This window comes from Mesorhizobium sp. M1252 (assembly GCF_040318265.1).
Classification (GTDB): Bacteria; Pseudomonadota; Alphaproteobacteria; order Rhizobiales; family Rhizobiaceae; genus Mesorhizobium.
Map to the genome: position 1 here is coordinate 1 of NZ_JAMYLX010000010.1, position 12,575 is coordinate 12,575.

The window sequence follows — 12,575 nt, forward strand, 5'->3', positions numbered from 1 at the left end:
GCCGCCAGCGGCGCACCGCCCTCGTTCGTGAGGCGTATATAGTCGCCACCAACCAGAACTGTCAACAGTCATCGACGATGTTTTTGAACTTTTTGCGACAGAAGTTTTGGCGCCGGCGGACTGCCCCAAGGGAACATTGGCGTTGCCAAAAAGGAGCCCTATTGCCGCCGCATTGCCGTTCGACACCAAGGCCAACAAAGAAGGGCTCGGCGCGGCCCGCAAGGTGCCTTCCTATAAGAGCCAAAGCGGGGTCTGCGCATCACCGGTTCGGACCCTCCTACAAGAGGATTTAGGAGGCTCCTATAAGAGGATAAAGTCGCCTCTCTGTAAGGGGCTGTAAAACAGAGCGTGTGCGTGGGGATTTCGCCGCTTCGTTGACTTCACTCGCCGTGACAGGCAAATGTCATGGCCCAACAGAAGCGAAAAGCCGTTCCGCCCGGGGAAGAAGCAGCCTTTCTGGATGCCAGACACGGAAGATGTCATAGCCGAACTCGGCAATGAGCCGCCGCTGATCGCGGATGGCCGCAGCGGCCCGCCCGACCGGCGCGAGGTTTCGGCGCGCTGGCTGTCGGGCACCTTTCTTACCGGCGTGACCTCGAGTGTGCTGATGGGCGTGGCGTTGTTTGCCGCCCTTGACGGCCGCCAGCAGCTGGCAACCCCGCCCGAAATCGCCGAACTGGCCCAGCTCGAAAGCGGCGGCGATTCCGGCGAGGTCGCCAAGACCACCAGGCTGGTGGCGCCGCGCCAGATCGCCAAGGCCAAGGACCGCCGGCGCATGGAAGTGTCGATGGTGACCAAGGTCGGCGACCGCGACGTTATCCACACCATGCCGTTCGTGCAGATCAAGATGGCGCTGGCAGCCGGCCACACCACCAACCGCGCCTATCCGCCTTTCGACCCGATGCAGGTGTTCGGCGACGATGGCGACTCGACGCCGGCGCAGCCGGCGACGGCCTCCGCAGTTGGCGGCCAGATCTACGGCGCCAAGGTCGAAAGCGAGATGAGCCTCAAGACGGTCGATTTCCCGGTTGAGACGGCCTCCTTCGACGAAAAAAGCGACCTGTCCGCCGACGAGGTTGAAAAAGTGGTGCGCGAAGCCGGCACCGACCTCAGCGACGGCGCCGTGCAGGTCGCCTCCCTGCATTATGTCGACCCGCAGCGATTCGGCGATGCCTTCGCCGAATCGATGGCCGGCTCCTACGACGTCAAGATCGTGCCGGAAAACGTCTCGGTGGCGCCGCGCGTCGCGCTCGACGACCAGACCCCGGCTTTCGCCGAGGAAATCATTCCCTTCACCAGGGACCGCGACATTGCCGAGGCTTTCGCTGATTCGGGCTATACGGGCGATGACGCCACCGGCATGGCGGAGGCGATCGGCAAGCTGCTCAACGCACCGGCGCTGAAGACCGGAACCGTGCTGCGCGTCGGGCTCGAGGTACATGGCGACGCCGCCAAGGTCGTTCGCACCAGCGTCTATGACAAGACAACGCACATCGTCACCATCGCGCTCGACGACCGCGGCCAGTATGTGCCGGCGCAGGAACCGGAGCCGAACCCCGAATTGCTGACCGCGTTCGATGATTCGTCGGCGCCGGTGGTGGTGCGCGGCAATCTGCCGAACGTCTATGACGGCATCTACCGCGCCGCCTATTCCTATGGCATGTCGAAGAAGCTGACCCAGCAATTGGTCAAGCTCCTGGCCTCCGGCGTCGACTTCCAGTCCAGGCTCAATCCATCGGACCGCATCGACGTGCTGTTCTCGCAGCCGGACGGCGACGACCAGGCCTCCGACGAATCGGAACTGCTCTATGTCTCGTCGACCTTCGGCGGCCAGACACGCAATTTCTACCGCTTCCAGATGCAGGACGGCTCGACCGACTATTTCGACGAGGACGGATCGAGCGCCGAGCAGTTCCTGCTGCGCAATCCCCTGCCGGCCGGGAAATTCCGCTCCGGCTTCGGCGCCCGCCGGCATCCGATCCTCGGTTATGTCCGCATGCATACCGGCGTCGACTGGGCGGCGCCGATCGGAACGCCGATCATCGCCGCCGGCAACGGCACCATCGAAAAGGCCGGCTGGGCCGGCGGCTACGGCAAGCAGATCATCATCCGCCATGCCAATGGCTACGAGACCTCCTACAATCACCAGAGCGCCTTTGCCAAAGGCATCGAACCGGGCGTTCATGTCCGCCAGGGCCAGACCATCGGCTTCCTCGGTCAGACCGGCCTCTCCACCGGTCCGCATCTTCACTACGAGCTGATCGTCAACGGCACCAAGGTCGACCCGATGCGCGTGCGCCTGCCGGTCGGCAAGGTGCTGAAGGGCGACGACCTGGTCGCTTTCAAGCGCGAGCGCGAGCGCATCGATGAACTGCTCAAGCAGGAAGACAGCAATCCGCTGAAGGTCGCGAGCGCCAAGATCGAAGGCTAATGCATGTCGCCCAGAAGTGTGCCGCGGTTCTGGGACAACGACATGCCTCAAAACAAACACTTAAAGCGCGTCGTATGAATCCGTTTCAGCGCGACGCGCTTTAAGCCGTCACACTCGACGCCGGCGAATCATAATCGCCCCATCAGAGCATTCCGAATCGGGTCGGCTCCGAATCAGGTCGACTGCTCCTCTTCGGCTCGTGACCAAGGCAGCTTTTGCCCCGAAACGGTGGCCCAGGCGATAACAGCGGCAAGGAGGCAAAGCACGGCCGTCACTGTCGACACGGCCGCGAACGCCGCATCGCTGGCGGCGAGCCGTGTTGCATCAAGGTCTGGCGCCAGGCCGGCCAATGCCGGTTCTCCGAACCCCGGAATGCCCGGCCTGACGCTGGTATCGAGCATCGTCGAATAGACCCAGGCCGCGAGCGAGCCCATCGCCGCCACAGCAATCAGCCCGCCAATGCGCGAAACCGCATTGTTGATGCCGGAAGCGGCGCCGGTATCCTTGTCCTCGACCGCGGTCATGACCGCCGTCGACAGCGGCGACACCACCAGCGCCATGCCGAGCCCCATCACGGCCATCAGCGGAAAGATACCGGTCCAGAAATTGTGCATGCCGGCATGAGTGAGCAAAGCCAGCCCGGCAAAGGCGATGGCAACTACCAGGCAGCCGCTGGCGATCGGAAAACGCGGACCGATGCGATCCGACCACTGGCCGACGAGACCCGACAGCAGCGCGATCGACGCCGACAGCGGCAGGAAGATGAAACCGACCTCTTTGGTGCTCAGCCCCCATCCGGCGATCAACAGCATCGGCAGGTAGAACAGATTGGCCGACAGGGCGAAATACAGGAAGAAGGTGGCGAGGTTGGCGCCGGCAAAGGCGCCGATCCGAAACAGCTTGAGATCGATCATCGGCTCGCGCTGCCGAAGCTCGAAGACGATGAAGATGATAAGCAGCACGGCGCCTGCGGCGATGCTCGGCCGCGACATCAGCCCGCTGCCTTCGGCGCTCATCGAGGTCAGTCCGTAGGCAAGCGCCCCGAAGGCAAGCGTGGCGAGAGCGGCGCCGCCGAGATCGAGGCTTCGCTTCTCCGTCGGGGCGTCGGCGGGAATCTTGGCCAGCAGGAGATAGATCGAGATCAGCCCGAGCGGCAGGTTGACGGCGAAGATCGCCCGCCAGATACCGCCGCCAAAGGCCGACAGAACGAAGCCGCCGAGCACCGGACCGAGCGCAGTCGTCAGCGCCGAGGCGGCGGCCCAGATGCCGATCGCCCGGCCGCGCTCCTTCTTCGGATAGGCCTTGGCGATGATGGCGAGGCTGCCCGGCACCATGATCGCCGCACCAATGCCCTGAATGGCGCGAAAGGCGATGAGCACCAGCGCATTCGGCGCCACCGCGCAGGCCAGCGAAGCGACGATGAACAGCGCAATGCCGGCAACGAAGGCGCGCCTGAGGCCAAACCGGTCGCCGGCGGCGCCGCCGGCCAGAATCAGCGCCGACAGCGTCAGCGCATAGGCGTTGGAAATCCACTGGACCTCGGCCAGGCTGGCGCCGAGGTCGACGCGCATTGCCGGCATGGCAATGGCCAGGATCGACCCGTCGATGAAGCCGAGCGCTGACGCCAGGATCGCCGCTACCAGCACGAACTTGCGCTGCGACTGCGGGCAAAATGTACCGTTAGAAAGCGACCTGGTCAGGGGAACGGCTGCGGCTTCGCTCGGAGACTTCATGAGCGTCTGCTTAGACTTGTTGCGGGCCGGCAACAACCGGCCAGCGCCCTGCGCTCATGAATCCAGCTTTGGATATCGGTCTGCCTTGTGGGCAGGCCGACATCACTGCGCTGGAGCGCTCGCTTGCTCCGCAACATCATCGGCCGAGGGACCGCCGACGAACTCGACGGTGACGCCCGGCGACACCAGCTTGGCCAGCTCGCGCGCATCCCAATTTGTCAGGCGCACGCAGCCATGGCTTTCGGTCTTGCCTATCTTGGAGGGATCGGGCGTGCCGTGAATGCCATAGGTCGGCTTGTCCAGCGCGATCCACACCGAGCCGACCGGGCCGTTCGGACCCGGGGGGATGGTCAGGATCTTGTCGTTCTGGCCCTGCTTGAAATTGATGCTGGGGTTGTAGGTGTAGTTCGGATCGAGCGCGACGCGCGACACCGTATGGGTGCCGGTCGGCGAGGGCGTGTCGGCTGAACCGATGGTGGCCGGATAGGCCGCGACCAGCTTGCCACCGGCATCGTAGGCGAACACCTGCTTCTTGTCCTTGTCGGCGACGATGCGGGCAACCGGCGTCGCCACCAGCCTGCCGAAATTGGCGACCTTGATGATGGTGCCGGGACGGCTGAAGTCGGCCTCGGGATTGAGCCCCTTCAGGTAGTTCTCGTCCATGTGGAACCGTTCGGCCAAGGCTTCGGTGACGGAGGTGTAAGCCATGCGGTCGAGCTGCGCCTTCTGGCTGTAATCTTCCGGTATCGAGGCGACATAAGGCCCGGCCGCGTCCTCGGGCGTGATCGTATAATTGGCGAAAGCATCGCCACCGGTTTGCGCCAGCGCAGCCTGGATGCCGACCGCGTCGGTCGAGCGCAGATTGCTGCCGGTGATCTGGTTGTAGGCGGCAAGCGCCTTGTCGACATTGGAGCCGAAGCGCCCGTCGACGACGCCGGGTGAAGCGCCGGCGCGGTCGAGCAGCACCTGCAAGGCGGCTACATCCTGGCGTGCGCCGAGTGAAAGCGAGGGATCGACCACGGTCTTGCCACCGGCTTTCGGCGGCAGCGCGCCCTGGTCGGCGGGCGCCGCCGGTTCGGCGGGATCGATAGAGGCTTCGTTCAGCGGCTTGCGCTTGACGGGCCGCGGTTCAGCGGATTTCGGCGCTTCCGGATAGGTGTCGCTGTCATTGGCATCATCCTGCGGAGCGGCCCCCAGGAATCTGTCGCTTTCAGGATCGTATTCATCAACCGGCGGGCCGGGGATTCGTCCCTGATCGTCCAGTTGCCTGCGGCGGAAACGCGCCATGTCTTCGGGATCGTCGAGATAGTAGCGGTCGTCGTCTTCGACCGGTGCGCGTCCAAGCTCACGTGCCCGCATTTCCCGGCGCAGCGCGCGGCGGTCGAGCCTGGTCTGCGGCGGCTGGATGGCGATGACCTTGCCGGTCTCGGCATCGACGATGACGCGGTTGCCCCTGGCGTCGTAATAGATGTCGAGATTGCCGTCCTGGGCAAGCACAATGCCGCCGCTATCGGCGGCGCGGACGGCCGGCAGTGCGTTGTCCACAGTCGGCGATGCCATGGCGCTGGACGTGAGCAGCCCGGCGGCGAGCACCGAAAAGGCAAGGATCGTGCGGAACATGGTGGTCAAACTCTCCGGTACTTACAGCGCCGCGCGTCCGTTTGGACGCGCAAAGGACGCTGTAACACTTCATGTCTGCGCATGATCCTTTCCGAAAATCGAATTTCGATTTTCGGGGTCATGCGTAATTGCCGCCGCCCGGCAGTGTTCCCACCAGAACGTTCTCGCCACCGTTTGGATGCGCAAGGAACGCCCTGATCGTCAAAAGCCTGCAGGCAAACCCCTTCGCCAGCAAACCACAACATAAGCTTTCCAACATGAACCGGGCATGAAGATGGCGGATTACTGGTTGCTACAGGCCCAATTCCTTGCGCGTCTGCTTCGTCAGCTTGAGGACGACGAGGCGGTGGCTTTCGCCGAGATAGTCCTTCAGCGCATCATCATCCATGCTCTGGCTTGTCTGACGCTGGATCCATTTCATGCCGCGCGAGGCGAGATAGGGCGCCGGCCGGCAGCCGGGCTGATCCTTCAGCACGTCATAAGCCATTTCAGAGCATTTGAAGGTGACGAAGACGCCACCCTCCCGGTCATGGCCGGCGATGGTGAAGACCTTGCCACCGACTTTCCAGACATCGGCCCCGCCCCACTGCACGACATGCGTCGTCTGCGGCAGCGAGGCGCAGAAGCTGTTGTAGTCGTCCAGCGTCATCTGCACCCCCGTCAAAGGATTGTTGTTTCATAAGAAAATGCCGCGCGTCCGGTCGGACGCGCGGCGTTGGATCAGGCTGCCGCGTCGGTCGGCACCACAGTGGGCCTGGACCGGAAATTCAACCGGTCGGAGCCGGCGGTGACCTTGACGGTCGAGCCGTCGAGTATCTCGCCAAGCAGGATTTTTTCCGCCAGCGGATCTTGCAGGTCCTTCTGCATCACCCGCTTCAGCGGCCGCGCGCCATAGGCCGGGTCGTAGCCCTTCGCCGCCAGCCAGTCGATCGAATCCTGGTCGAGCGACAGTGTGATCTTGCGGTCGGCGAGCAGGCTTTCCAGCCGCTTGAGCTGGATCTCGACGATGCGGCCCATATCCTGCCGGCGCAGCCGGTGGAACAGGATCACCTCGTCGACGCGGTTGAGGAACTCCGGCCTGAACGAGGCTCTCACCACGCTCATAACCTCGTCGCGCACGGCATCGACGTCCTGCTCTTCGCCGAGATTGACCAGATATTCGGCGCCGAGGTTCGACGTCATGACGATCAGCGTGTTGCGGAAGTCGACCGTGCGGCCCTGCCCGTCGGTCAGCCGCCCGTCGTCGAGCACCTGCAACAGCACGTTGAAGACATCCGGATGCGCCTTCTCGATCTCGTCGAACAGCACAACCTGATAGGGCCGGCGCCGCACCGCTTCGGTCAGCGCACCGCCTTCCTCATAGCCGACATAACCGGGAGGCGCTCCGATCAGCCGGGCGACCGAGTGCTTCTCCATGTATTCCGACATGTCGATGCGCACCATGGCGCTCTCGTCCTCGAACAGGAAATTGGCCAGCGCCTTGGTCAGTTCGGTCTTGCCGACGCCGGTCGGTCCGAGGAACATGAACGAGCCGATCGGCCGGTTCGGATCCTGCAGCCCGGCCCGGGCACGACGCACGGCCTTGGACACCGCCTGTACCGCTTCGCCCTGGCCGACGACTCGCTTGCCGATCTCGTCTTCCATGCGCAGCAGCTTGTCGCGCTCGCCCTGCAGCATCTTGTCGACCGGAATGCCGGTCCAACGCGACACGATATGGGCGACGTGGTCGGGCGTGACCACCTCTTCGACCATGCCGGCCTTGCCGTCCTGGGCTTCGGCTTCCTTCAGCTTCTTTTCCAGTTCCGGGATCTTGCCATAGGCAAGCTCGCCGGCGCGCTGGAATTCACCCTTGCGCTGGGCAATGGCGAGGTCGTTGCGGGCCGCGTCGAGCTGCTTCTTGAGGTCAGCGGCGAGGCCAAGCTTCTGCTTCTCCGACTGCCATTTGGCGGTGATCTCGGTCGATTCCTCCTCGAGGCCGACGAGTTCCTTTTCGAGACGCGCGAGCCGGTCCTTTGACGCCTCGTCCTTCTCGACCTTCAGTGCCTCGCGCTCGATCTTGAGCTGCATGATGCGGCGATCGATTTCGTCCAGCGCCTCGGGCTTGGAATCGACCTGCATCCTCAGCCGCGACGCGGCTTCGTCGACAAGGTCGATCGCCTTGTCCGGCAGGAAACGGTCGGCGATGTAGCGGTTGGACAAGGTCGCCGCCGCGACCAGCGCCGAATCCGAGATGCGCACCTTGTGGTGCTGCTCGTACTTCTCCTTCAGGCCACGCAGGATCGACACGGTGTCTTCCACCGACGGCTCGTTGACGAAGACCGGCTGGAACCGGCGGGCAAGGGCCGCGTCCTTCTCGACATGCTTCCTGTATTCATCGAGCGTGGTCGCGCCGACGCAGTGCAGTTCGCCGCGCGCCAGCGCCGGCTTCAACAGGTTCGAAGCGTCCATGGCGCCATCGGCCTTGCCGGCGCCGACCAGCGTGTGCATCTCGTCGATGAACAGGATGATGCCGCCGGCCGCCGAGGTGACTTCGTTGAGCACGGCCTTCAGCCGCTCCTCGAACTCGCCGCGATATTTGGCGCCGGCAATCAGCGCGCCCATGTCGAGCGCCATCAACTGCTTGTCCTTCAGCGATTCGGGCACGTCGCCATTGACGATGCGCAGCGCCAGACCTTCGGCGATCGCCGTTTTGCCGACGCCCGGCTCGCCGATCAGCACCGGGTTGTTCTTGGTACGCCGCGACAGCACCTGGATGGTGCGGCGGATCTCGTCGTCACGGCCAATCACAGGGTCGAGCTTGCCGGCGCGGGCATCGGCGGTGAGGTCGCGCGCGTATTTCTTCAGCGCGTCATAGCCCTGCTCGGCGCTCGCCGAATCGGCGGTACGGCCCTTGCGGACGTCGTTGATCACCTGGTTCAGCGCCTGCGCTGTGACGCCGGCCTTGGACAGGATATCGGCCGTCTTGGCCGACTTCTCCATCGCCAGCGCCTGCAGCAGCCGCTCGACCGTGACAAAACTGTCGCCGGCTTTCTTGGCCAATTCCTCGGCGGTCGAAAACACCTTGGCCAGCGGCTGCGCCAGATAAAGCTGGCCGTTGCCGCCTTCCACCTTCGGCATGGCCTCAAGGGCGGTCTCGACGCCAAGCTTGACGTCGCGCACGTTGCCGCCGGCGCGCTCGATCAGCGAGGCGGCCAGCCCCTCATCGTCATCGACGAGGACCTTCAGCATATGTTCGGGAGTGAATTGCTGGTGATTGCGCGAGAGCGCCATGGTCTGGGCGGACTGGATGAATCCGCGGACGCGCTCGGAGTATTTCTCGAGGTTCATTTCTGTCTCCTTCCATCACCGGCCCGCTTTGCGGCACCGGATCAGATTGCGGTGACGGGCCCGCTCATCCGAGCCGGGTCCAGTTCACGCCAGATATGGGGCGCAAGCCATTGCCGCTCAAGACGTCCGGCTGATGATATTGCATGGCCGAGCAAACGAAAACGGCGGAGATTTCTCTCCGCCGTTTCATCGACTTATGTCTTGTGGGTCAGTTGTTGGCGTCGACGGCGAACGGGTCGCCGGCAGGGCTTTCGGCCGGCGCCGCATCCATCACGTCAACAGCGGCAGCGGTCTCGCCGGGGCCATCCACCACCTGGCCACCACCAGACTGTTCGTCACCGACCTGATCGGCATTGTTGCGCGGGCGGCGCGGACGCCGCGGGCGACGGGCAGCGCCGCTCTCGGTGGCTGCCTCATTGAGTTCGGCCCGGGCGGCAAGAGCCGCCGGCGACAGGTTTTCGTACAGCGGCGCCGGCTCGGAGAAACCGCTCTCGGCTTCGGGCTCAACGGCGGAAACGGTTTCCGCCTGTGCCGGGGTTTCGGTGAAGCGCTGCTGGTCGCCGCGCTGGCCGTTCTGCTCGCCACGCTGGGCAAAGTCGCCACGCTGGTCGTTCTGGCCATAGCCGCCATTGGGGCGGCGGTCACGGTTGCGGCCATTGTTGTCGCGGCCGTTGTTGTTGCGGCCATTATTGTCACGGCCATTATTATCACGGCCACTGTTGTTCTCGCGGCCGTTTTCCTGGCCGTATGCGAGTTCGGCCGGCGTGCCCTCAATCGTCGGCTGCGGACCGTTGCCGTGGTTCGCCATCGGCGCTTGAGTCTCGCCGCCATTGCCGCTGCCGGCATTGTCAAAATCGTCGCGATCTTCATCGTCGTCGAATTCGTCGCGGTTCTGCGGGGCATTCTGGATCGGCATCTGCGCCTGTGCGGCGGCAATGATGCGGTTGTAGTGCTCGGCGTGCTGGAGGTAATTTTCCGCCATAACCCGGTCGCCGGCGCTTTGCGCATCACGGGCCAGAGTGGCGTATTTTTCGGCGATCTGCTGAGCCGATCCACGGATTTTCACGTCCGGGCCGTTGCTCTCGTAGTTGCGCGTCAGGGGATTTGGGCCCTTGCGGTTGTTGTTGTTGTTATTGTTGTTGCCACCGCCGCCGCCATTGTTGTTGCGACCGCGCATGCGCCTGTTCTGCTGTTGTGGCCTCATAAGACTCTCTTCATTTTGAAATTTTCGAAAAACGTTTCGCGAACGGAGGCGCTCATGCAGCCAGCCGTTTCGTTTCTTCACCGGCGTTCGCCCGCATCAATTGCGTTGGCGCCACGTGTCATCCTGTTCCGGTTACATCACTTGCCGGACGATTCCCGCACGAAGCTTGGGCGTCGTTTGCGCAAGAAGGCAGCTATTTCCAAGGAAAACCGAATCGCTAAGAGCACTGCCTGCTTCGTCTCATCCGGTTAGGGCGGACCCTAGCCGCATTCCCCGGCATTGCCAAGCGCTTTTTTGCACTGCGTCAAGGCTTTCCCTGTTCAAACATAAGAACCCTGTCGTTTCCGCCAAGATCGACAAATGCCCCGGCCAGCCTGTAGCCGGCTGCCGCGAATATGTCTTTGACCTCATTGCGCTGCGTGTGGCCGATCTCGACCGCTATCTTGCCTTCTGCTTCCAGAAACTTTGCCGCCTCGGCGGCGATGATCCTGTAGGGGCCAAGACCGTCCACACCGCCATCAAGGGCTCTGTGCGGATCGAAATCGCGGACCTCGTCCTGCAGATTTCCAATGTCTCCAGACGATATATAGGGAGGGTTTGCGGCAATTACATGGTATCGGCCCGAAACTTTTTCGAACCAGTCGGACTGCAGCCCCACGAACCGGCCGGCGAGTCCGAGTTGCTCGGCATTGCGTATCGCGGTTGCCAGCGCGTCTTGTGAAATATCGACCCCGGTGGCGGTCGCGGCCGGAACCGCGCTGAGCAGCGCCAGCGCAATCGCGCCGGTACCGGTGCCGAGATCGAGGATACGGCATTCCCCCAGCCTTTTGGCCGTCGCGCCGGCAAAAGGCAGGATCGCCTCGACCAGCGTTTCGGTGTCCGGCCGCGGCTCCAGCGTTTCCGGCGACAGCGACAGCCGCAGGCCGTAAAACTCGCGAAACCCGAGGATGCGGTGCACCGGTTCGCCGGCCATGCGGCGCTGCAGAGCAGCGCCGATTGCGGCAACCGCACCCGCATCGACCGTCCGTTGCGGGTCGGCGATCGCCTGCGTACGGTCCGTGCCGGAAAAATGTTCGACGATCAGCCTGGCATCCAGCGCCGGGTCGGAAAGGCCGGCCGCGGCAAGCCGCTCCCGCGCCGCCCGCAACAACGGCCCGAGCGCGCCGGGCAACATGTCAGCCATCGAGGCCGATATCGGCGAGCAGCTTCGACTGATGGTCGGCGATCAGCGCATTGATGACCTCGTCGAGCTCGCCCATCATCACCCGGTCGAGCTTGTAGAGCGTCAGGTTGATACGATGGTCGGTAAGGCGGCCCTGCGGGAAATTGTAGGTGCGGATGCGCTCCGAACGGTCGCCCGAACCAACCTGCGATTTGCGTGACTCCGAGCGCTCCTCGTCTGCCTTGCTGCGCTCGAGGTCGTAAAGCCGCGCACGCAGGATCTGCATGGCTTTCGCCCGGTTCTGATGCTGCGACTTCTCCGCCTGCACCACCATGATACCGGTCGGCAAATGGGTGATGCGCACCGCAGAATCGGTGGTGTTGACGTGCTGGCCGCCCGAACCCGAGGCGCGCATCGTGTCGATCCGGATGTCTTCGGCGCGAATGTCGATGTCGACCTCTTCGGCCTCCGGCAGTACGGCCACCGTCGCCGCCGAAGTGTGGATGCGCCCGCTGGCCTCGGTCGCCGGCACGCGCTGCACGCGGTGCACGCCGGATTCAAATTTCAGATGGGCAAAGACTCCCCTACCGGAAATGGTGGCGATGATTTCCTTGAAGCCGCCGGCATCGCCGTCGCTGGCCGACACCGTCTCGAAGCGCCAGCCGCGTTCGGCGGCATAGCGCTCATACATGCGAAAAAGGTCGCCGGCAAACAATGCCGCCTCGTCGCCGCCGGTGCCGGCGCGGATTTCAAGGATGGCGTTCTTGTCGTCGGCCGCATCCTTGGGCAACAGCAGGATCTGGATGTCCTTCTGCAGCTCTTCGATACGCCCTTCGACGCCGGGCAGATCTGCCTCCGCCAGGGCCCGCATCTCGGCATCGGTGCCCTTGTCGGCAAGCATCGCCTCGAGGTCGGCTTGCTCGCGCTCGACTGAGCGCAGTTCCCTGACCTTGGCCACCATGTCCTGCAGCTCGGCATATTCCGAGGCCATCTTCACATAGGCATCGGCCGCCGGGCCGGCCGACATCTGCGCTTCGAGCATCTCGAAACGCTTGACGACCTGATCCATACGCTCGCGGGGAAGATTGACCATGGCTA

8 protein-coding genes are annotated in these 12,575 nt (G+C 63.7%); 1 reads left to right on the plus strand and 7 read right to left on the minus strand.

Features of this window, described 5'->3' with window-relative positions:
* Positions 1-460 precede the first annotated feature (460 nt).
* A complete protein-coding gene (locus NKH22_RS20165; protein WP_023701439.1) occupies positions 461-2,431 on the plus strand; it encodes a M23 family metallopeptidase in 1,971 nt (656 codons plus the stop codon).
* 173 nt (positions 2,432-2,604) lie between these two features.
* On the opposite strand, the gene NKH22_RS20170 is transcribed toward NKH22_RS20165, so the two are convergent.
* The 7 genes from NKH22_RS20170 to prfA all read right to left on the minus strand — a co-directional run bounded on the left by NKH22_RS20170 (position 2,605) and on the right by prfA (position 12,570).
* Positions 2,605-4,164 (minus strand): MFS transporter, encoded by a 1,560-nt coding sequence (locus NKH22_RS20170; RefSeq protein WP_023824674.1) that lies wholly within the window; start codon positions 4,162-4,164, stop codon positions 2,605-2,607.
* Between the two features lie 102 nt (positions 4,165-4,266).
* A complete protein-coding gene (locus NKH22_RS20175) occupies positions 4,267-5,784 on the minus strand; it encodes a L,D-transpeptidase family protein (RefSeq protein WP_023822820.1) in 1,518 nt (505 codons plus the stop codon).
* Between the two features lie 292 nt (positions 5,785-6,076).
* A complete protein-coding gene (locus tag NKH22_RS20180; RefSeq protein ID WP_023685771.1) occupies positions 6,077-6,433 on the minus strand; it encodes an MmcQ/YjbR family DNA-binding protein in 357 nt (118 codons plus the stop codon).
* 71 nt (positions 6,434-6,504) lie between these two features.
* Positions 6,505-9,111, minus strand: a complete 2,607-nt coding sequence (clpB, locus tag NKH22_RS20185) for an ATP-dependent chaperone ClpB (protein ID WP_352910725.1) — start codon at positions 9,109-9,111, stop codon at positions 6,505-6,507.
* A 208-nt stretch (positions 9,112-9,319) separates the two neighbouring features.
* Positions 9,320-10,315, minus strand: a complete 996-nt coding sequence (locus tag NKH22_RS20190; protein ID WP_352910727.1) for a DUF4167 domain-containing protein — start codon at positions 10,313-10,315, stop codon at positions 9,320-9,322.
* Positions 10,316-10,619: 304 nt separating this feature from the next.
* Positions 10,620-11,498, minus strand: a complete 879-nt coding sequence (prmC, locus tag NKH22_RS20195) for a peptide chain release factor N(5)-glutamine methyltransferase (RefSeq protein ID WP_023712841.1) — start codon at positions 11,496-11,498, stop codon at positions 10,620-10,622.
* Positions 11,491-12,570 (minus strand): peptide chain release factor 1, encoded by a 1,080-nt coding sequence (gene prfA, locus NKH22_RS20200; RefSeq protein ID WP_031198877.1) that lies wholly within the window; start codon positions 12,568-12,570, stop codon positions 11,491-11,493. The genes prmC and prfA overlap by 8 nt, the downstream gene beginning before the upstream one ends.
* Positions 12,571-12,575: the final 5 nt, after the last annotated feature.

Excerpts from the sequence above, each read along its gene's own strand:
- NKH22_RS20175 (WP_023822820.1), bottom strand. The coding sequence starts at position 5,784 with ATGTTCCGCACGATCCTTGCCTTTTCGGTGCTCGCCGCCGGGCTGCTC.
- NKH22_RS20180 (WP_023685771.1), bottom strand. The coding sequence starts at position 6,433 with ATGACGCTGGACGACTACAACAGCTTCTGCGCCTCGCTGCCGCAGACG.
- prmC (WP_023712841.1), bottom strand. The coding sequence starts at position 11,498 with ATGGCTGACATGTTGCCCGGCGCGCTCGGGCCGTTGTTGCGGGCGGCG.
- prfA (WP_031198877.1), bottom strand. The coding sequence starts at position 12,570 with ATGGTCAATCTTCCCCGCGAGCGTATGGATCAGGTCGTCAAGCGTTTC.
- NKH22_RS20165 (WP_023701439.1), top strand. The coding sequence starts at position 461 with ATGCCAGACACGGAAGATGTCATAGCCGAACTCGGCAATGAGCCGCCG.
- clpB (WP_352910725.1), bottom strand. The coding sequence starts at position 9,111 with ATGAACCTCGAGAAATACTCCGAGCGCGTCCGCGGATTCATCCAGTCC.
- NKH22_RS20190 (WP_352910727.1), bottom strand. The coding sequence starts at position 10,315 with ATGAGGCCACAACAGCAGAACAGGCGCATGCGCGGTCGCAACAACAAT.
- NKH22_RS20170 (WP_023824674.1), bottom strand. The coding sequence starts at position 4,164 with ATGAAGTCTCCGAGCGAAGCCGCAGCCGTTCCCCTGACCAGGTCGCTT.